The organism is Parabacteroides provencensis (genome assembly GCF_900232875.1).
Classification (GTDB): domain Bacteria; phylum Bacteroidota; class Bacteroidia; order Bacteroidales; family Tannerellaceae; genus Parabacteroides; species Parabacteroides chinchillae.
The window spans coordinates 257839-278486 of sequence record NZ_LT960491.1 but is presented as its reverse complement, the minus strand read 5'-3'; the positions used below and the strand labels follow the sequence as shown (position 1 = coordinate 278486).

The following is a 20648-nucleotide window of genomic DNA, read 5'->3' as shown; positions in this document are numbered from 1 at the left end:
TTCGGTTTTAAGTACAATAAAAATGTATGGAACGTTTTGGTAATAAAGCGTCCCATACTATGTTAAAGTCAGAACATATCTTGTGTTTTTGTGTTTATAATGAATAAAAGATATCGCTTTACGCTAAACATCGTGTAATAAATTAAACAAAAAACATTAGTTATGTTGAAAAAATTCAGACCAGTCAGCCTGATTCTTCTATTGGGTGCGTTGAGTTTCACAGGAAGCTTATATGCGATACCCGGTACGGAAAATCCGGCAGCAAGTGTTCCCCAGCAGACTTCAAAGGTGTCGGGAACGGTGGAAGATGCTCTAGGGCCGGTGACCGGGGCGTCTGTAATTATTAAAGGAACAACCAATGGTACGATTACCGATTTGGACGGTAATTTTACTCTGGACGGAGTGAAAAAAGGAGATATTATCCAGATTTCTTTTATTGGCTACGTTCCACAAGATATTCCCTATACAGGACAGTCTACTTTAACAGTGCATCTTTCTGAAGATACCCAGAAGCTGGATGAAGTTGTTGTGACGGCACTCGGGATGAAACGTGATAAGAAAGCATTGGGATATGCAATGCAGGAACTGAAGGGAGACGATTTACTTTCTTCACGTGAACCTAATCTTGCCAATTCATTGTCCGGTAAAGTTTCGGGTTTGCAGATAGTTCGTTCCAGTAATGGGGTTGGCGGTTCTTCAAAAATCGTACTTCGTGGTAATAACTCGTTAACCGGCAGTAATCAACCTCTGGTAGTAGTGGATGGTACTCCTATGGATAACTTTACCGGTGGTGTAGATGATGTTTGGGGAAACTCGGGTGCGGATATGGGTAATGGGCTGTCTGATATTAACCCGGAAGATATAGAATCTATGACTGTATTGAAAGGAGCTTCGGCGGCTGCCCTGTATGGATCGCGTGCGGGTAACGGGGTTATCCTGATTACAACGAAATCGGGACGTAAAACCGAAGGATTGGGTTTAACTGTCAATGCCGGTATAACTGCCGAGACTATTTTTCTTAAACCTCACATGCAGGACGATTTCGGACAAGGCTCTGTCGGTATTTATGATAACCAATCCCGTTTGAGTTGGGGGCCTAAGGCCGAAGGACAGACTGTAAAGGATTGGCTTGGGCGAGATGTGCCATTGCATACGTATGACAATATTGATGCATTTTTTGGTACGGGTACGTCTTTTAATGAAGGGGTAAGTTTTCAGCAGGATATTAAAGGAACTTCTGTTTTTGCATCTGTTAATCGTTCGGATGATGCCAGTATAACTCCCGAATCGAAATTGAACAAAACCAATATAACGGTTCGTGCTACAACATTCCTGGATGAAGCAAAAAAATGGAAAGTAGATGCTAAAGTCAACTATATTAATATGAATGCACATAACCGTCCTATTCAAGGGGTCAATCCGTCAAATGCATTCAATACGATATATAATTTGCCCCGTTCTTTGAATATAAAAGAATTTGAAAACAGTGTAGATGAAAATGGTAAAATGATTTGGTATGATGCTTCCAATAATCCGCAGGAAAACCCGTATTGGGTGACGAAGTATCGCCAAAATGAAGATACGCGTAATCGTTTGTTGGGTAATTTATCTTTGAAATATGCTCCGACCGATTGGTTTGACATTGAATTGAGGGGGGGGACCGATTATTATACAACAACAAAGAATGAAAAGGTATATGCCGGTGGTAATACAACTCCCAGAGGCCTTTACAGTGAAGGATCGGAAACTTTTTATGAAAATAACTTCAGCTTTCTGGCTACAGCCCGTAAAGATAATCTGATAGACCGTTTGGGAGGGTTTATAACATTTGGCGGAAACCTGATGCAGCAGCAGCGTTCAAAAATGAATGCAAGTGCAGGCGAATTGCTTGTCCCGGATTTGTTTTCATTAAATAATGGCGTTGATAAACCGACGGTAACTTCGGAATTGATCCGTCGTCGGATGAATTCTTTGTATGGTTCTTTGCAATTGAACTGGGATGGCTACTTATTCCTGGATATTACTGCGCGCAATGACTGGTCGTCAACAATGAGTAAAGTGAATCGTTCTTATTTTTATCCGTCTGTCAGCCTCTCAGGTGTAATTTCGGATATGGTTCCTAAATTAGGGGGGGCAATGCCGGACTGGTTCTCATTTGCTAAAGTTCGCGCATCCTATGCCGAGGTTGGTAACGACCTTGATCCGTATCAGTTGTATAACTATTTCTCTGTGGATAAAGATCAAAACGGAAATACTATAGCCAAACCGGGTAAAGTATTGTTTGATTCTTCTGTACGGAGCGAGTTGATCAAATCCTGGGAAGCCGGTTTCGATTTTCGTTTCTTTAATAACCGTTTAGGGATAGATTTTGCATGGTACAAATCGAATGCAACCCGCCAATTATTAGACTTGCCGATGGATCCGTTCTCAGGGTATGCTTCCCGTAAAGTAAATGCCGGTAATATTCAGAACGAAGGTGTGGAACTTTCATTGAATGGCGAAATTTTTAATAGTCCCCAGGGTTTTAACTGGAATGCAACTGCGCAATTTTCTCTGAACCGGAATAAAATTATAGACTTGTATCCCGGTGTTACGTTATATAATATCAAAACGTTTGATGCCGTGCAGATTGTTGCTGTACAAGGAAGCCTTTATGGCGATATATACGGACAGACATTCCAGCGTGTAACAGATGAAAATAGTCCTCATTATGGAAAGATTGTCGTAGGAGAGGATGGTTTGCCGCTTATTTCAACGGATAAGAGTAAGGTGGGAAACCAGAATCCGGATTGGATGCTGGGACTTACCAATAACTTTTCTTATAAAGGGTTTAACCTGAGTTTTCTGATCGACTTCCGTATCGGCGGCGATATTTATTCGGCGACAGCTTCCGGTTTGTATACCCGTGGTAATGCTGCCGGAACAGTTGTTAATGGCGACCGTCAATCATTTGTGGTACCTAACAGTGTTGTTCAGAAAGGAAATGATTATGTAATGAACGAGGTTAAAGTAACTCCTCAGAATTATTGGGAACGAATAGGGTCTACCGGAAACTACGGTTTGCCGGAAATGTATACTTATAATGCTACTAATGTCAGATTGCGTAATATTACTTTGGGATATGACTTCAATCGCCAGATGTTGAAAAAGACTCCATTCCAGCGTGTTCGTCTTTCTGCGACATGTAATAATGTATGGATGATCCATTATAATCTTCCGGGTATTGATCCTGAATCTGTAGCAGCAACAAATACGAATGCTACGGGATTTGAAAATGGGGCAGCGCCAACTAGCCGTTCTTATACCTTTAATGTTACAATCGGATTTTAATGGTAAGAGAATTAAAAAATATGATATATAATATATGTATAAGATTATGAAGACAAAAAATATAATATTGGCCGGAATACTTGCCCTTGCCGGTTTATCTTCATGTAATGATTTTACGGAGATAAATGAAGATCCGAATTTAGTGGGTGAAGGTAAGGTTAAACCGGAATGGTTTATGAATGCTTCTATTATAGGGGCACAAATGAATCCTGAAATTGCCGAACGTGTATTTATCCTGACTTGGGATCGTACATCACGTTTTAACAGGGGAAGTGGTTTTACATTAGGTACCGACAATAATGATTACATGACTCTTTATTTAAGTAATGATTATGCCGTGGGGTGGTTGAATAATGCAACGAAAGCTGTTCAGCTTGGCCAAAAGAAAGTAGAAGAAGGAGAAGCCGAACAATATCCTTATTATAAAAATGTAATACAGATGGCGCGAATCTGGCGTGCGTACCTGAATTCGGAAGTAGCGGATGGGTTCGGACCAATTCCTGCAATCTCTGCATTTTCGGGTACGCCGGCTTCCTATGATGGTGTCGAAGAAATATATACATTCATATTGTCGGAATTAAAGGATGCTGAATCAGCTCTTGATCCGTCTATCGACATGTCGGCGATGGCAAATGAAGATGCTTTTTATGCCGGAAACGTGAATGAATGGAAAAAATATGCCAATTCTTTACGTATGCGTCTGGCTATGCGTATCTCGGGAGTAGATCCGGGGTTGGCACGTTCCGAGTTTGAAGATGCTGCTTCAAAACCTTTTATATCAGAGCAGGCAGATATTGCGTCCGTACAGGAAAAAGACGGTTGGGGAGATTTGACCGGTGTCATGTCCCGTCCATGGAATGGTCAGGCTATGTCTGTAACTTTCAAAAACCTGGTTGTTGGTTTAGGAGGCCTCGAATTTCCGCTACCGGATTCTTTAAAGAGTCACTTGAAAAATCCGTATGAATATATGGGATTGTATTTGAATCAACATTTCCCTTTGACAACAAATGATCCGTGTGCCGGTTTTTATTTTGACGGCATACCTCAATTTGTTGATCCGAGAGCACCGAAATTATTTAGTGTAGTTGGTTTTGACGACGGTGTTGTTTACCCTGGCTATATCGGGGCTGCTTCGGAAGTACAGCCGGTAGGTTTGCTTAATCCGAATAATACAACGGAAGTTATGGTTACTGTTAATCCGAAATATACGTGGACTACTTGGGTTGCAGGAGAATGGGATACGAAAGGCGGTCTGGTTAGTTCATTGACCGGTAAAAACTATAATTATCCGTCTATTGCCAAACAGTACCGTATGAATACGAATAAAAGGGTATTCTTTGGTCCGTGGGAAAGCTATTTCCTGCTTGCTGAAGCTGCTGTTAAAGGATGGAATGTGCCCGGAACAGCCAAGTCGAATTATGAACAAGGCATAACCGCAAGTTTTGAATATCACGGTTTGCAAAATGAAGTGGCGGATTATCTGGTTTCCAAGGACTATAACCGTATAGGAACTTCCGTTAATTTTGATCATACGACAGAAGCACAATCTTATACCGTTAATTATGTAGACCCGTATACAAAAACGAATAAAACGATGACTTATCAATATCCGAAGAATACAATTTACCGGGGTGGTGCATATAATAATGATGTGTTGACGAAGATTATCACACAGAAATATATTGCTCAGGTACCTTGGTTGCCCGAAGAAGCATGGAGTGATCATCGTCGTTTGGGATTACCATTCTTTGAGAATCAAGCTGTAGAGAAGGACTATAATCCGTTGAATCAGGTACCGTTGACTGTAGCAACTTCTAAAGAAAGCCGTTGGGATTTCTATCCTAAACGTTATCGTTATCCTGCAAATATTCAGACAAATAACCTGGAAGGATACCAGCAGGCATTGAAACTTTTAGGAGGACCTGATCTGACAACAACATTGTTATGGTGGAATGGCAGATAACAGGAAAAGATAAAACAAAAAGAGGATGTGTTTAGCACATCCTCTTTTTGTTTTATGAAAATGGTTAGCCGTTGCCGGCTTATTTTTGAAGAGGTTTTATGCGTATGTTTCTGAATTTAATAGCAGAATCATGTCCGAGGAATGCAATATGCCCTTTGGAGCGTAATAAGCCCGGTTGTATTTTTTCAGCCGGAATACCTTGTGTAACCTTTTTGAGGTTTGTATCCAGTATAACAGTTCCGTTTAGAATAACTTTTATATTGGCTCCATCAGCAATAACTTCTTCCACATTCCATTCGCCTACAGGCTTCAGATAACCCCGTTTTGCGGGGGCGTAATTGTATAGTCCTCCGTGATATTGATAAGGTTTTAAATCTTTATACTGAGGATCTTCGTTATCTAGGATTTGTAATTCCATTCCTAAATATCCTTTACCTTTGGGCATAACGATATGGCGCAATCCTAATCCGTTATTTGCCCCTGGTGTTAATTGGAATTCAAAACGTAAAACAAAATTGTCGAATTCTTCTTTCGTGTATAAGTTACCTATTCCGGAAGCCTTTTTAACGATACATCCGTTTTCTACAAAATATTCATCGGTATTATTGATCCAGTTGTCCAACGATTTTCCATCGAACAGAAGTTGGTAACCATCTTTTACCTCTTTATCCGAAAGTTGGTTTAGCTTTTGGCCTTGTGCGCAAAAGCAACAAACAAAAAGTATACTTGTTATGATGTTATAGATTTTCATAGAGTTGTATTATTTTTTCTTTTTTATTTCCTTTAAATTTTCCGCATCCCAGTAAATAGCCTCTCCGCGCATATAACTTTCATAACTTAATAGGGCAGGAGCGGCCGAGCGTACGCCGAATAGAACATCTGCTGTAAGAGGTGTTTTATTCCGTATTCCGGTAAAAAAATTATTAAAATGATCGTAATGTCCGCCTTTGTAATCCGGCATAGCAACGAAAGTATATTCGGTATCGGAGTTTTGAACAGGAGTATCGATACCTTGTCCTATTTTATTCAATGCTTCCAAGCATTGAATATCCAGCGGATGGAATGTTTTTAGGGTTACTTTGTCCCATTCGACATCCAATGTACCTTCCGAGCCGACAATGCGGAAATTCGTACTTCCCCATTTTTTAGAAACGCCATCTATAAGATTTGCCCCCAACTGGACAGTGAAAGCACCGGTATTATTTCGATCCGGATAGTCGAAATAACCCAGCATAATATCCGGCGTATCCCGGTAACCATCCGTATGGTAACGGATTCCACCTGTAGTATAAACTTTTTCCGGTCCTATGGCATCCATTATGAAATGCAGACTGGCTAATACATGTACGTATAAGTCTCCGGCAATCCCGGTTCCGTAATCTTTCCAATTTCTCCAGTAAAAGAAACGTTGTGCATCAAAATCGTGTTTAGGTGCATTTCCAATGAATTGTTTCCACCAGATTGTTTTTTCCGATGCATCTTCCGGTATGGAATAATGCCCTAAATGCCTGGGGCCTCCGGTAAATTGCCCATCGATGAAATTTATTTTTCCGATAATTCCCGATTGCACTAATTGACGGGCTTTTCTGTTACCTAATGAGGCCATACCTTGACTTCCTGCCTGGAAGTAGGCACCACTAACCCGTTGTGCATTAATCAAAGCTTTCCCTTCACTGATTTTGTGGATAACAGGTTTTTCACAATAAACGTGTTTCCCTGCTTTCATTGCAGCAATAGCAATCGGTTGATGCCAATGATCGGGGGTTCCGATTAATACGACATCCACATCCTTGCGTTTCAGGATTTCCTGATAATCTTTTGTAACGAAAAGATGGTTTCCCCATTCTTGCTTTGCCAATTCCAGGCGAGCGTCATATAGATCGCAAACAGCAACTAGCTTAATACCTTCTATGGATAAAGCAGTGTTGGTGTCTGCTGTTCCCATGCCTCCTTTACCTATTAAAGCAATACGGATTTCTTTTATATCCGATTGGTCTGGTATTCGGGGCAGTCTTGTTATTCTTTCTTTTCCTGAAAGAAACTGAGGAGCAGAAGGTAATAAAATACCTCCTGCGATTAGTTGTTTAAGGAAGTTTCTTCTAATAGTCATTATGATTTATAATTTATAGATTAGTTGTTAATTGCAAATATAATAATACTTAACTTGTTTCGTAAAATATGAATGATAAGATATAATCAAAAAGGAGGGTATATCGCTTAGCGATATACCCTCCTTTTTGCATTACTGGATTGTGAAGGTGAAATTATTGCATACCTTCAGTTGTAATGTCTTTGTTGATTTTCTTTACCAATCCTTGAAGTACGGCACCCGGACCTAATTCAATAAAGTGGTTTGCCCCGTCAGCAATCATATTCTGAACACTCTGAGTCCAGCGAACCGGAGCTGTTAGCTGGGCAATAAGATTTGCTTTGATTGTTTCCGGACAAGTTTCAGCTTTGGTGCTGACGTTCTGGTAAACCGGACATATCGGTTTCTTTATTGTTGTAGCTTCGATAGCAGCAGCAAGTTCGGCACGAGCCGGTTCCATTAGCGGAGAGTGGAATGCTCCACCAACTTTTAGTTTTAGTGCACGTTTAGCGCCTGCGGCCAATAATTTTTCGCAAGCAGCATCGATACCTGGTACACTGCCTGAGATAACAAGCTGTCCCGGGCAGTTGTAGTTTGCGCAAACGACTACATCGTCTATACCTGCACAAATTTCTTCAACAGTAGCGTCCGGCAAAGCTAAAACGGCAGCCATTGTAGACGGGGTAGCTTCGCATGCTTTCTGCATAGCCATGGCACGTTTGGAAACCAGAACCAGACCATCTTCAAAGGATAAAGCATTAGCGGCAACCAAAGCCGAAAATTCGCCCAAAGAGTGTCCGGCCGTCATGTCCGGTTTAAACTGATCCCCTAATGTTTTTGCTAAAATAACAGAGTGCAAAAAAATGGCAGGCTGTGTAACCTTTGTTTGTTTCAGATCTTCGTCTGTTCCGGCGAACATCAGGTCTGTAATGCGAAATCCGAGGATTTCATTAGCCTTCTCAAACATCTCTTTTGCAAGTGGATTGTTATCGTAAAGGTCCTTTCCCATTCCGACAAACTGTGCTCCCTGACCAGGAAATACGTACGCTTTCATCTTTCTAATTGTTTTCTAATTTTACTTTTTTAAGACGTTGCAAAGGTAATAAATTTGGAATAATAGGGGTACTATTCGTTACAAATACTATCTTTGCCCTGTGTTGAAGATAGAATATTAACATTTAATTATAATAATATCATGAACGAATTACTATTTCTTGGAAATTTAGGAACTGGCGAAATTGTTATTATCGCTATTGTTGTATTGTTGCTTTTTGGTGGTAAAAAAATCCCTGAACTGATGAAAGGCATTGGTAAAGGTGTGAAGAACTTTAAAGATGGTGTAAAAGGTTTGGAAGACGATATTAAACTAGACGATAACAATACAGATAAGAAGTAAAGAAAGATGCAACAAGAAGAAATGTCATTCTGGGATCACCTGGAAGAACTTCGTTGGACTTTATTTCGATCTATTTTAGCGCTCTTTGTTTTTGCTATCGGTAGTTTTGCTTTTATGCGTGATATATTCAATCTCGTCATAACTGCACCCTGTCGTCCCGATTTTATTCTTTACAGATGGTTGTGTGAACTAAACCAATGGCTGATTAATGTAAGCCCTTGGCTGGATGTGTTGCCGGATTTTTGCAATGATAATTTTCATGTGGAAATTATTAACATAAAACTGGCATCGCAGTTTTTTACTCACATGACCACTTCTTTCTGGTTAGCGCTTGTGCTGACATTTCCTTATTTAATGTATGAAGTTTGGAAATTTGTTAGCCCGGCTTTATATGAGAATGAAAAGAAAAATATCCGCTGGGTATTTTTCTTCGGAACAATAATGTTCTTTTTCGGATGTGCTGTCGGTTACTTTATGGTATTTCCAATGACACTTCGTTTTTTGGCTACTTATCAACTAAGCCCTGATATCAAAGAGCAAGTTTCTCTGGATTCTTATATGGATAATTTCCTGATGCTGATCTTTGTGATGGGAATAGTCTTTGAAATGCCGTTGGTATCGTGGTTGTTGTCGAAGCTGGGATTGTTGCATAAAGGATTTTTCCATAAATACAGACGACATGCTATTGTGGGATTACTGGTAGCTGCGGCATTTATTACGCCGAGTAGTGATCCGTTTACACTGAGTGTTGTATTCTTCCCGTTGTACGGTTTGTACGAACTGAGTGCTTTCTTTGTGAGAAAAGCGCCGAAAGAAGACGATGACGGAGATGAAGACGATGACAAATAAATCGAAAGTACAATAAAATAGTTGTACAAAGATGCAACCTTTTTGAGGTTGCATCTTTTTTTATATCTTTGTAAAAGCTCAAAACAATAAAGAAAATAGCATGAAGCACAAATCCTTATTGGCGCTCTCCTTACTGGCTATTGTAGCCTGTACGCCTGAGAAAAAACAGGAGGCAGACTATGCACAATACGTAAACCCATTGATAGGTACCGATTTTACGGGTAATACGTATCCCGGAGCACAAGTCCCTTTTGGGATGGTGCAATTGAGTCCTGACAACGGGTTGCCTGGCTGGGATCGTATTTCCGGTTATTTTTATCCTGATACGACAATTGCCGGTTTCAGTCATACGCATCTTTCAGGCACAGGTGCTGGCGATTTATATGATATCTCGTTTATGCCTGTAACCCGTCCTTATAAAGAGGCTTCGGCTCCTCTGGGCATTTATTCTACATTTTCTCATAATGATGAAGCAGCTTCGGCCGGGTATTACCGGGTATTGTTGCAAGACTATAATATTAATGTGGAACTTACGGCTACAGACCGTTGCGGTATTCAGCGCTATACATTTCCTAAAGCGGAAGCATCCGTATTTCTAAACCTGAAGAAAGCTATGAACTGGGACTTTACGCTCGATTCTTATGTAGAGGTGGTAGATTCTGTTACGGTTCGCGGATATCGTTTTTCACAGGGATGGTCTCCCGATCAGCGGGTTTATTTCCAGACCCGTTTCTCAAAACCTTTTACAGCTTATCATACGGATACCACTTCAATTATAACTAAAGAAAAAGGTTGGATTGGGACGGCTTACGTTGTCCGTTTTGATTTTAATACCCAAAAAGATGAACAGATACTTGTCAATACTGCTATTTCGGGCGTGAGTATGGATGGTGCAGCCAGGAATCTGCAAGCCGAGGTTCCCGAAAATAATTTTGATAAATATTATGACCAGGCTGTAGCTAAATGGAATAAGGAATTATCTAAGATAGAAGTACAGGGCAGTAATACAGATGACAAAGTGAAATTTTACACTGCGTTATATCATGCAATGATTGCCCCTACGCTATATAGTGATGTCGACGGTTCTTATTTTGGACCGGATGGCAAGGTTCATAAGACGGAAGGCTGGAATAACTATTCTACATTTTCTTTGTGGGATACCTATCGCGCCACTCATCCGCTGTATACTTATATACAGCCTGAACGGACAAATGATATGGTACAAACATTCCTGAATTTTTATGATCAAAGCGGAGCTCTTCCTTTATGGAATCTTTACGGACATGAAACTAATATGATGATAGGTTACCATGCCGTGCCGGTTATAGTGGATGCCTATTTAAAAGGTCTTGGCAACTTTGACCCCGAAAAGGCACTGCAAGCATGCATTGCTACTGCAAATCGTGATGATTACAGAGGCATCGGATTTTATAAGGAAAAGGGGTATGTGCCGGCTTACAGTGATCCGAAGAAGTGGGAAAACTGGTCGCTTTCCAAAACGATGGAATATGCGTTTGACGATTATTGCATTGCTTTGATGGCAGAAAAAATGGGTAAAAAAGAGATTGCCGATGAGTTCTATAAGCGTTCGCTGAATTATCGCAATTTGTATAATCCCGCTACTTCATTTATGCAGCCTCGTGACGAAAATGGAAATTTTGTATCCGGTTTCAGCCCGGATGATTATACCGAAGATATTTGCGAAAGCAATGGCTGGCAATATTTCTGGTATGCGCCGCAGGATTTGGACGGATTGATCGGATTGGTGGGAGGTGAAGAACGTTTCACACAAAAGTTGGACAGTATGTTTACGTATAGTCCTGCTAACGAAGAATTACCGATTTTCAGTACCGGTATGATCGGCCAGTATGCCCATGGCAATGAACCAAGCCATCATGTTATTTATTTATATAATAAAGTTGGCCAGCCTTGGAAGACGCAGCAATACGCAGCCCGGGTAATGCATGATCTTTATAAAAATGCGCCGGACGGTATTTGTGGAAATGAAGACTGTGGGCAGATGTCTGCCTGGTTTGTGTTCAGCGCGATGGGATTTTATCCGGTTAATCCGGCCGACCAGCAGTATGAAATAGGTAGTCCTCTTTTCCCGGAAGTAAAGATGCACTTGGCAAATGGCAAGACGTTTACAGTGTTGGCTCCTTCCGTGAGTGTTGATAATATTTATATTCAATCTGTTAAGATGGATGGAAAACCGTATGATAAAAGTTATATTACCCATGACCAGATAATGAGTGGTGCAACACTTGAATTCGAAATGGGAAATAAACCGGGATCAGTCTGGTATAAGTAAAAAGTAACGGATATATGTTTTTATATTTAGATGCCTGCCCAACTTTAATTGGGTAGGCATTTGAATGTAATAGGGTAGGCAACGATTTTCAATTGGATAGGCAATTATTTCCGGAGGAAACATTATCTTTGAAACATTCAATATATATATTAGCAGACATTAATTTTTAAACTATATGTTAAGGCATTTACTTATCCCGGTTATTATATTGTTTTCTATTGTATCTTTTTTACAGGCGCAAGAACGCGAGTACGTAATTGTTGTACATGGCGGAGCCGGAAATTTAGGAAACCTATTGAATAATACAGAGCAGTCCGCCCGGTATTATGCCGCTCTCGATTCGGCGTTGGTAATCGGAGATAATATACTTTCGGCCGGAGGGGCAGGTACTCAGGCTGTTATGGCGGTTATTAATTATTTTGAAAACAATCCGTTGTTCAATGCCGGAATAGGGGCGACTTGTACTGCAGAAGGAACATTTGAATTGGATGCTTCTATAATGGAAGGTAAAGATTTAAGTGCCGGCGCTGTTGCAGGTGTGAAACATATAAAACATCCGATTAATGCAGCCTATGCGGTAAAAACAAAATCGCCTCATGTTATGCTTAGTGGTTTAGGCGCAGAAGAATTTGCAAAAGAGCAAGGACTTGAAATGGTAGATGACAACATGTATTTTGCTACTTCAAAAACATTGGAATGGATCGAAAAATTAAAGCGGGAGAGTAAAAAAAACGGGACTGTTGGCTGTGTTGTATTAGATAAAGATGGAAATCTGACTGCCGGGACAAGCACCGGAGGGATGTTTAAGAAACGGTGGGGACGCATTGGCGATTCTCCGGTAATTGGCGCCGGAACGTATGCCGATAATAATAGTTGCGCTGTTTCCTGCACCGGTCATGGGGAGTATTTTATTCGTCATGCAGTAGCCTTTAACCTTTGCGCCCGTTATAGATATCTGAAAGAACCGATTGAGCAGGCGGCTGATTATATTATAAATCAGGAATTGAATGCAGATGCCGGAAACGGAGGCCTGATTGCGGTTGATAAGCAGGGAAATATAGCTATGCCTTTTAATAGCGAAGGTATGTTTCGTGGCTATGTGTATAAAGAAAAAGGGAAAAAAACTACAGTGAAGAAGGTAGGAATAGGTAAAGAATTGAAGTAGTTTGTAATAATAGTAATATGAAAAAGATCAGTGTTTTATTAGTTGTGTTGTTAGCCTTGAGCGGTTCTGTGGGTGCACAGAATTATTCTTTTAATGGTTTGGATATGAATATGGGTACACTTTCCCGGTTATCTAATGCCCGGACTCGTTCTATCAGCCCCGAAAATTATACGGGAGAACGTGGTAAGGGAGGCATGGCTGATCCGGTAAAAGACAAGGATGTACGTAATAAAGCTAATTCGTGGGCTGCCGCAAAGGATTTAGGAAAAGGATGGAAAGTAAATCCTTTCATCATTGTAAAACCGGGTGAAACGATTACAATTGCAGAGATTGAAGGTTCGGGAGCTATCCAGCAAATATGGATGACACCGACAGGCAATTGGCGTTTCTCTATTCTTCGTATGTATTGGGATGACGAAAAGGAACCTTCCGTAGAATGTCCTGTGGGTGATTTTTTTGCCAGTGCCTATAATGAGTATGCTCAGCTTTCTTCTTTGGCTGTTTGTGTAAACCCCGGAAGTGCATTTAATTGTTATTGGAAAATGCCATTCCGGAAAAAAGCAAAGATTACTTTGGAAAATATCAACGATCGCGAAGAAATGCGTCTTTATTATCAGATTAATTATACATTGACAGATGTTCCGGCGGATGAAGGCTATTTTCATGCTCAGTTCCGCCGTTCAAACCCGACGCAGGGTTCGCTGCATACGCTGGTGGACGGAATTAAAGGCAAAGGACAATATGTCGGAACCTATCTGGCCTGGCGTGTAAATGACAACTGTTGGTGGGGTGAAGGCGAAATTAAATTTTATATGGATGGCGACAAAGACTATCCTACAATCTGCGGAACCGGAACAGAGGATTATTTTTGTGGTTCGTATAATTTCGAGAATTCTAAAACACATCAGTATCAGGAATTCACGACACCATATGCCGGTATGCACCAGGTGATTCGTCCAGATGGGTTGTACCGTGCAGTAACAGCTTTCGGATTGTATCGTTGGCATATATTGGATCCGGTTCGTTTTGATAAGGATCTGAAAGTAACTATACAGGACTTGGGGTGGCGTCATGATTTCCGTTACAATAACCAGAAGTCGGATATTTCATCTACTTCTTTCTGGTATCAAACAGAACCGCATGCAAAGTTTCCTGCATTACCAAGCAAGGACGATTTGGAGATTCCTAGATGGTAATAGCTTTTTTAGTTAAATCAAGAATGTCAATGCTATTATAATAGTAATAATGAATAATCGAAGTTATATGAATATAAGTAAATTCAGCATTCTGTTAGGATGTGCCCTGATTTTTTGTTTGTCGTGTGCAGAAAAGAAAGCCGCGGAAGAAAAAGCATTTTTCCAAAACCCTATTGCTGCTCATGGTGCTGACCCATGGATTATTAAGCATGATAGCATATACTATTATTGTGCGTCAACGGAAGACCGCACAATTTCTGTCGGTAAATCTGTTTTATTGCATGTTCCAGGAGAGTTGAAAAAAGTATGGCAGGCTCCTGATACCGGTTGGAATTCGGATTGTGTTTGGGCACCAGAACTTCATTATTGGAATGGACACTGGTATATTTATTATGCTGCCGGCGAAAGTGGTCCTCCTTTTATTCATCAGCGCACCGGTGTGTTGGAATCTGTAACAGATGATCCTCAAGGAGAATATGTGGATAAAGGTATGCTGTATACGGGGGATAGTCTGGGTAATTGGGACTCCAACCGTTGGGCGATTGATATGACAGTGTTTGAATTGAATAATCAACTTTATGCAATTTGGTCTGGATGGGAGAATTTGGAGACGACGGATCATACTTCCCAGATGTTGTATATTGCCAAGATGGAAAACCCATGGACGATTTCATCTAACCGTGTTTTGATTTCCGCTCCTGATAAACCTTATGAAATAGGAGGAGACCTGGATTTGAATGAAGGCCCTGAAGTGTTGAAACATAATGATGACCTTTTTGTTATTTACTCTTGTTGCCAGTCATGGCTACCGACATATAAACTGGCCTCTTTACGTTTGGCTTCCCGTGATGCCGATCCGATGGATCCGGCTAGCTGGATAAAGAGTGAACAACCTGTTTTCCAAGGAACGGAAGATGTTTATGGCGTGGGACATGCTTCGTTTACAGTTTCCCCTGATGGTACGGAGGAGTATATTATTTATCATTCAAAAAAAGATACAATACCGGGTTGGAATCGTGATATCCGTATGCAGAAATTTAGTTGGAATGAAGACGGTACACCTGATTTCGGTATTCCATCTCCTTTGTCGGAACCACAGCCTGTTCCCTCCGGTTCGAAAATTGAGGCTGAGATATCTCTAACATACAGCAATCCTTTGTCTGTGCAGTTTGGCGATCCGTATATTCTGTTAGCTTCAGACGGACGTTATTATATGTATGGTACGGGTGCCGGCGCGGTGGATGGTTTCTGCTGTTATTCGTCGGATGACTTGGTGAATTGGAAATCTGAAGGACAGGTTTACCACGGAAATACACCTCAATCGTGGGCTGTTGCCAACTTTTGGGCTCCGGAAGTTTATGAAAAAAACGGTAAATATTATATGTTTTTCAGTGCGGATTGGCGTCATAATCCAACCAAGGAAGAAGAGAATTTCCGTATTGGCGTGGCTGTGGCTGACAAACCGGTTGGTCCGTTTATAGAGTTACAGGATAAACCGTTGTTTGATCCCGGATATCCGGCAATAGACGGTAATATCTTGCAGGATGATAATGGCAAATGTTATATATATTACTCACGCTGTTGTTATAAACATCCGGTCGAAAGTGAAATTGCAGCCGAAGCCAAGAAGAAAGGCATGTTTGATACGATTGAAGAAAGTTGGATATATGGCGTTGAAATTTCGCCCGATTTTACTCAGATAATCGGTGAGCCGGTCATGCTGCTTCGTCCTCCTGTGTCTTTATCAGATAAGCAGAGTGAATGGGAGAGCCGTTCGGTAACTTCCGGGGAAGTGAACCGTCGTTGGACAGAAGGTTCTTTTATTCTGAAACATAATGGACTGTATTATATGATGTACTCTGCAAACTATTTTGGAGGTGCGAATTATGCGGTTGGCTATGCTGTTTCGGATAATCCGTTAGGCCCGTTTAAAAAGGCTGATAATAACCCGGTTTTAGAAAAAAATGTGGAGAAAGGTGGTATTGTTACGGGAACGGGGCATAATAGTGTGACTTGGTCGAAAGACAGGAAACAGATGTATTGCGTATATCATGGCCGTACCCAAAAGACGGGTGAAGAACGTGTTGTATTTATTGACAAAATGCATTTTACTCCGGAAGGCTTGTTAGTTGTAGATGGGCCGACGACGGAGGTACAAAACAGGTAAACATGGCAAAGACGAAAACAGTATATGTCTGTTCCAACTGTGGGACAGACTCTCCAAAATGGCAGGGCAAATGTCCGAATTGCGGAGAATGGAATACATTTGTAGAGGAAGTGATTGCTAAAGACACTTCTTCACGCCGGTCTGTTCCGGGAATGACGGATAATGTGAAAATCCGTCCTGTTTTATTGCGTGATATAACGGCAGAAGAAGAAACGCGAATTGATTTGAAGGATGCGGAATTAAATCGTGTACTGGGAGGTGGTCTGGTTAAAGGTTCTTTGGTTTTGATTGGCGGAGAACCCGGTATTGGAAAATCGACACTGGTTTTGCAGACGGTGTTAGGTTTGAGAGGATTGAAAACTTTATATGTTTCAGGAGAAGAAAGCAGCCGACAGTTGAAGTTGCGTGCCGATCGGCTGAAGCATGATACTCCGGATTGTTTTATTCTGTGTGAGACAAATCTGGAGCAAATATTTGTACAAGCCCAGAATGTACAGCCGGATTTGTTGATTATTGATTCGATACAAACAATTTTTACTGAATTGGTGGAATCGTCTCCGGGAAGTGTTTCTCAAGTGCGGGAATGTAGTGCTGCCATCTTGAAATATGCAAAAGAAAGCGGTGTTCCTGTTTTATTGATCGGTCATATTAATAAAGAGGGAAGCATTGCCGGTCCGAAGGTCTTGGAACATATAGTTGATACGGTTCTTCAGTTTGAAGGCGACCAACATTATATGTATCGTATTTTACGTAGTATTAAGAATCGTTTCGGTAGTACTGCGGAACTGGGAATTTATGAAATGAGACAAAACGGATTGCGTGAAGTAAGTAATCCGTCTGAGTTACTGCTTACCCAGAACCATGAGGGTTTGAGTGGTGTGGCGATTGCTGCGGCAATTGAGGGCGTTCGTCCGTTTCTTATTGAGACACAGGCTTTGGTCAGTTCTGCTGTTTATGGTACTCCGCAGCGGAGTGCTACGGGATTTGACCTGCGCCGGATGAATATGTTGCTGGCGGTTCTTGAAAAACGTGCAGGCTTTAAGCTGATCCAAAAAGATGTTTTTATGAATATTGCAGGTGGCTTAAAGGTAAATGATCCTGCAATAGATTTGGCTGTCATTAGTGCTGTTCTTTCGTCCAGTTTGGATATTAGTATTGAAACAGGTGTTTGTATGGCCGGTGAAGTGGGGTTGTCCGGCGAGATTCGTCCGGTAAACCGTATAGAGCAACGTATTATGGAAGCAGAGAAATTGGGATTTTCCGGTATTATTATTCCGCATAATAACCTGAAAGGGTTTGAATCGAATAAGTGCAAAATTCAGATTATTCAGGTGAAAAAAGTAGAAGAAGCATTCCGTCATTTGTTCGGATAATATAAAAGTATGGTAACAGAATTACAACTTCGCCTTTTGCCGGAAGAAACGGCTAATGAACAGGCATTAAAATTGGTTGCTGCCCGTGAAATGGGAGAGACCGCAGAAAACATCCGGGCTGTTCGTGTATTGAAGCGCTCAATAGATGCCCGGCAGCGTATTATATATGTTAATGTAAAGCTTCGTGTTTTTATTAATGAATTACCTGAAGAATCCGAATACCAATCTGTAGAATATAAAGATGTGACGGATAGGAAGAATGTGATTGTAGTAGGGGCTGGACCTGGAGGTTTGTTTGCGGCTCTCCGCTTGATAGAGCTTGGTCTACGTCCGATCATAGTTGAGCGTGGAAAAGATGTACGTGAACGGAAGAAAGATATAGCTTTGATAAGCCGTGAGCATAAGGTAAATAATGAATCTAATTATAGTTTCGGAGAAGGAGGGGCTGGAGCCTACTCGGATGGAAAACTTTATACTCGCAGTAAAAAACGTGGTTCGGTAGATAAGATCCTGAATGTATTTTGTCAGTTCGGTGCAAGTCCTTCTATTTTGTCAGATGCACATCCGCATATCGGAACTGATAAATTACCCCGCGTGATTGAGAATATCCGTGAACAGATCAAAAAGTGTGGAGGTGAAGTCCATTTTGAAACACGAATGGATGCGTTTGTAATGAAAGGAGACGAAGTGGTCGGAATAGAAACGAATATAGGCAAAACTTTTTTTGGGCCTGTTATTCTTGCAACCGGACATTCTGCACGTGATGTTTATTATTATTTGCATGAAAAAGCAATTCCAATCGAAGCAAAAGGCATTGCTGTAGGTGTTCGGTTAGAGCATCCGCAGGAATTAATAGATCAGATACAATACCACCGTAAAGAAGGACGTGGCAAATATCTGCCTGCTGCTGAATATAGTTTCGTGACACAGGTAAATGGACGTGGCGTTTACTCGTTTTGTATGTGTCCGGGTGGTTTTGTAGTTCCGGCGGCAAGTGGCCCGAAGCAGGTTGTTGTTAATGGTATGTCTCCATCCAACCGTGGCTCTCGCTGGGCTAATTCGGGTATGGTAGTGGAAATTCATCCTGAAGATTTTCCCGAATTTGCTTCATATAAAGAGTTAGCATTGATAAAGTTTCAGGAACAGTTAGAAGAACATTGTTGGCAAAATGGTGGCATGAAACAAGTTGCTCCAGCACAACGTATGACAGATTTTATACAGAAAAGAAACTCCTTTGATTTGCCTGTATCTTCTTATACGCCAGGGTTATTGGCATCACCTCTTCATTTCTGGATGCCCGAATTTGTCACCAGCCGGTTACGTGAAGGACTTCGGTATTTCGGTAAAGTTTCCAATGGGTTTTTAACAAATGAGGCGACAATGATTGGAGTAGAAACGCGTACCTCTTCTCCTGTCCGTATTGTACGTGACCGGGAAACTTATCAGCATGTTACAGTAAAAGGCCTCTTTCCTTGCGGTGAGGGTGCGGGTTATGCCGGAGGGATTGTTTCTGCGGCTATAGACGGCGAACGATGTGCGGAAGGGGTAGCTATGTTGATAGCAAGCCATTGATTTGTTCCATTAGAGCAATGCGTTCTAAGGAGAAAGTTGAATCGTGCTTTTGTATGTATTCTAATAATTCTTTAGCCCGAAGCAGTGTTTGTTTATTATTAGGATCGGGTTGTATGTAACTGTCTTCAATAAGTGTTTTGGCTGCTATTTCCATGCGGGATAAACCTTGTGAATCTTCACAGTCCAGAAATCGACGGAGATCGTCTATTGAAGTTGTAAGTAAGAAATCTCTGTCTAATTTTAAGGATGTATAGACAGTTTCAATTAATACAGGGTTGCGTCCGCCACCGTTTGAGTTACGATTGAAGATGAGCTGGGCAATTACTTTCCCCAGTTCTTCTATCTGTACCATAATAAAATCTCTTTTTAGCATAAACTTAATGATTTTTTATTTAACGGTTATACTTATAATTCGTATATCTTTTTGGGGTCTGTCGTAAGCATCACGAGGCTGTGAGGCTATTTGATCAAGAATTTCGAAACCTTCAATAAGCTCGCCGTAAACAGTATATTCTCCGTCAAGATAGTGATAACCACCTACGGTTGTATAAGCTTTCCGTTGTTCTTCAGTGAATATTAAATGGCCTGGGGTTGCCAGAATAAAAGAGTCTATCTTTGCACTGATAGAAGCTGCCAGTTTATTATATTCTTGCGGGTTTTCCTCACGAAGACGTTCTACTTCCTCACGAACCGGTTCATAGAATTGTTTTAATGCTTTTTTGCGGATAGGTTGGTTCTTTATCCGTTCTAATGTGTCTAATCTTCCTTCGGTATAGACTTTTCCTTGTACGATGAAAAATTGAGACATATCCGATTTCTTTTTGGGGTTCACGTCATCACCTTGCCGTGGAGCAGCTATGGCACCTTTCTTACAGAAATATTTAGGATTAAATTCCGGCATAATTTCAGAAGAAGAGTCTCCGAAACCACAACGCGCCCCTGCTGGTGCATTCCGCGTGTCAGGTGCGCCACCTTGTATCATAAAATCTTTAATAACCCGGGAAAATAATGTTCCATTATATTTTCCGGCCTTGGCTCTTTCGGTAAAGGCACGGACATGATTTGGCACATCATTATATAATTTGGCTTTCATTACTCCGATATTTGTCGTTATCGTTACTGTTTTTTCTTGTGCCTGTATATGTAGGAAAGAAAATAAATTGATAATAAGCGCTATAATAATCGTATTGTATGTCTTATCCATGGCAATCAATGTTTGTTGGGTAAAGATAATGTT

The 20648-nt window shown here is 41.0% G+C and carries 15 protein-coding genes and 1 pseudogene; 11 read left to right on the top strand and 5 right to left on the bottom strand.

Annotated features, from left to right (window positions below; translation table 11 throughout):
• Positions 1 to 162 precede the first annotated feature (162 nt).
• Both CTY47_RS14445 and CTY47_RS14440 read left to right on the top strand, forming a co-directional pair.
• The gene (locus CTY47_RS14445) at positions 163 to 3330 is read left to right on the top strand and encodes a SusC/RagA family TonB-linked outer membrane protein (RefSeq protein WP_099465480.1); all 3168 of its coding nucleotides are present in this window, start codon (positions 163 to 165) and stop codon (positions 3328 to 3330) included.
• A 46-nt stretch (positions 3331 to 3376) separates the two neighbouring features.
• A complete protein-coding gene (locus tag CTY47_RS14440; RefSeq protein WP_099465528.1) occupies positions 3377 to 5293 on the top strand; it encodes a SusD/RagB family nutrient-binding outer membrane lipoprotein in 1917 nt (638 codons plus the stop codon).
• A 79-nt stretch (positions 5294 to 5372) separates the two neighbouring features.
• On the opposite strand, the gene CTY47_RS14435 is transcribed toward CTY47_RS14440, so the two are convergent.
• From CTY47_RS14435 to fabD, 3 genes are all read right to left on the bottom strand, one after another.
• A complete protein-coding gene (locus CTY47_RS14435; protein WP_099465479.1) occupies positions 5373 to 6044 on the bottom strand; it encodes a 3-keto-disaccharide hydrolase in 672 nt (223 codons plus the stop codon).
• Positions 6045 to 6053: 9 nt separating this feature from the next.
• Positions 6054 to 7403, bottom strand: a complete 1350-nt coding sequence (locus CTY47_RS14430) for a Gfo/Idh/MocA family protein (protein WP_099465478.1) — start codon at positions 7401 to 7403, stop codon at positions 6054 to 6056.
• Positions 7404 to 7557: 154 nt separating this feature from the next.
• Complete coding sequence (gene fabD, locus CTY47_RS14425) at positions 7558 to 8436, bottom strand: ACP S-malonyltransferase (RefSeq protein ID WP_099465477.1); 879 nt, start codon at positions 8434 to 8436, stop codon at positions 7558 to 7560.
• Between the two features lie 141 nt (positions 8437 to 8577).
• On the opposite strand from fabD, the gene CTY47_RS14420 reads away from it, so the two are divergent.
• The 9 genes and pseudogenes from CTY47_RS14420 to CTY47_RS14385 all read left to right on the top strand — a co-directional run bounded on the left by CTY47_RS14420 (position 8578) and on the right by CTY47_RS14385 (position 19411).
• Entirely contained in the window at positions 8578 to 8778 is a 201-nt protein-coding gene (locus tag CTY47_RS14420; RefSeq protein ID WP_099465476.1) for a Sec-independent protein translocase subunit TatA/TatB, read from the top strand.
• 6 nt (positions 8779 to 8784) lie between these two features.
• Positions 8785 to 9627 carry a twin-arginine translocase subunit TatC gene (gene tatC, locus CTY47_RS14415; RefSeq protein ID WP_099465475.1) on the top strand — a complete coding sequence of 281 codons (843 nt, stop codon included), beginning with the start codon at positions 8785 to 8787 and terminating at the stop codon, positions 9625 to 9627.
• Positions 9628 to 9727: 100 nt separating this feature from the next.
• The gene (locus CTY47_RS14410; RefSeq protein ID WP_099465474.1) at positions 9728 to 11938 is read left to right on the top strand and encodes a GH92 family glycosyl hydrolase; all 2211 of its coding nucleotides are present in this window, start codon (positions 9728 to 9730) and stop codon (positions 11936 to 11938) included.
• 175 nt (positions 11939 to 12113) lie between these two features.
• Positions 12114 to 13103, top strand: coding sequence for an isoaspartyl peptidase/L-asparaginase family protein (locus tag CTY47_RS14405; RefSeq protein ID WP_099465473.1), 990 nt, complete (start codon positions 12114 to 12116; stop codon positions 13101 to 13103).
• A 17-nt stretch (positions 13104 to 13120) separates the two neighbouring features.
• Positions 13121 to 14299: a glycoside hydrolase family 172 protein gene (locus CTY47_RS14400; protein WP_099465472.1), complete on the top strand. Its 1179-nt coding sequence runs from the start codon at positions 13121 to 13123 to the stop codon at positions 14297 to 14299.
• A gap of 49 nt (positions 14300 to 14348) precedes the next feature.
• Positions 14349 to 15302: pseudogene (locus CTY47_RS17480) on the top strand (glycoside hydrolase family 43 protein); the annotation flags it as partial.
• Positions 15303 to 15383: 81 nt separating this feature from the next.
• A complete protein-coding gene (locus CTY47_RS17145; protein WP_233202205.1) occupies positions 15384 to 16466 on the top strand; it encodes a glycoside hydrolase family 43 protein in 1083 nt (360 codons plus the stop codon).
• A 2-nt stretch (positions 16467 to 16468) separates the two neighbouring features.
• Complete coding sequence (gene radA, locus CTY47_RS14390; protein WP_099465470.1) at positions 16469 to 17839, top strand: DNA repair protein RadA; 1371 nt, start codon at positions 16469 to 16471, stop codon at positions 17837 to 17839.
• 9 nt (positions 17840 to 17848) lie between these two features.
• The gene (locus CTY47_RS14385; RefSeq protein WP_099465469.1) at positions 17849 to 19411 is read left to right on the top strand and encodes an NAD(P)/FAD-dependent oxidoreductase; all 1563 of its coding nucleotides are present in this window, start codon (positions 17849 to 17851) and stop codon (positions 19409 to 19411) included.
• Here CTY47_RS14385 and CTY47_RS14380 read toward each other — a convergent pair.
• Together CTY47_RS14380 and CTY47_RS14375 are read right to left on the bottom strand one after the other, a co-directional pair.
• Positions 19389 to 19763: a hypothetical protein gene (locus tag CTY47_RS14380; protein ID WP_233202204.1), complete on the bottom strand. Its 375-nt coding sequence runs from the start codon at positions 19761 to 19763 to the stop codon at positions 19389 to 19391. The genes CTY47_RS14385 and CTY47_RS14380 overlap by 23 nt on opposite strands.
• 36 nt (positions 19764 to 19799) lie before the next feature.
• Complete coding sequence (locus tag CTY47_RS14375; protein ID WP_099465527.1) at positions 19800 to 20615, bottom strand: peptidylprolyl isomerase; 816 nt, start codon at positions 20613 to 20615, stop codon at positions 19800 to 19802.
• Positions 20616 to 20648 lie beyond the last annotated feature (33 nt).

Bases quoted from the DNA above. Each gene is read 5' to 3' on its own strand.
- CTY47_RS14445 (WP_099465480.1), top strand. From the start codon at position 163: ATGTTGAAAAAATTCAGACCAGTCAGCCTGATTCTTCTATTGGGTGCG.
- CTY47_RS14440 (WP_099465528.1), top strand. From the start codon at position 3,377: ATGAAGACAAAAAATATAATATTGGCCGGAATACTTGCCCTTGCCGGT.
- CTY47_RS14435 (WP_099465479.1), bottom strand. From the start codon at position 6,044: ATGAAAATCTATAACATCATAACAAGTATACTTTTTGTTTGTTGCTTT.
- CTY47_RS14430 (WP_099465478.1), bottom strand. From the start codon at position 7,403: ATGACTATTAGAAGAAACTTCCTTAAACAACTAATCGCAGGAGGTATT.
- fabD (WP_099465477.1), bottom strand. From the start codon at position 8,436: ATGAAAGCGTACGTATTTCCTGGTCAGGGAGCACAGTTTGTCGGAATG.
- CTY47_RS14420 (WP_099465476.1), top strand. From the start codon at position 8,578: ATGAACGAATTACTATTTCTTGGAAATTTAGGAACTGGCGAAATTGTT.
- tatC (WP_099465475.1), top strand. From the start codon at position 8,785: ATGCAACAAGAAGAAATGTCATTCTGGGATCACCTGGAAGAACTTCGT.
- CTY47_RS14410 (WP_099465474.1), top strand. From the start codon at position 9,728: ATGAAGCACAAATCCTTATTGGCGCTCTCCTTACTGGCTATTGTAGCC.
- CTY47_RS14405 (WP_099465473.1), top strand. From the start codon at position 12,114: ATGTTAAGGCATTTACTTATCCCGGTTATTATATTGTTTTCTATTGTA.
- CTY47_RS14400 (WP_099465472.1), top strand. From the start codon at position 13,121: ATGAAAAAGATCAGTGTTTTATTAGTTGTGTTGTTAGCCTTGAGCGGT.
- radA (WP_099465470.1), top strand. From the start codon at position 16,469: ATGGCAAAGACGAAAACAGTATATGTCTGTTCCAACTGTGGGACAGAC.
- CTY47_RS14385 (WP_099465469.1), top strand. From the start codon at position 17,849: ATGGTAACAGAATTACAACTTCGCCTTTTGCCGGAAGAAACGGCTAAT.
- CTY47_RS14380 (WP_233202204.1), bottom strand. From the start codon at position 19,763: ATGGTACAGATAGAAGAACTGGGGAAAGTAATTGCCCAGCTCATCTTC.
- CTY47_RS14375 (WP_099465527.1), bottom strand. From the start codon at position 20,615: ATGGATAAGACATACAATACGATTATTATAGCGCTTATTATCAATTTA.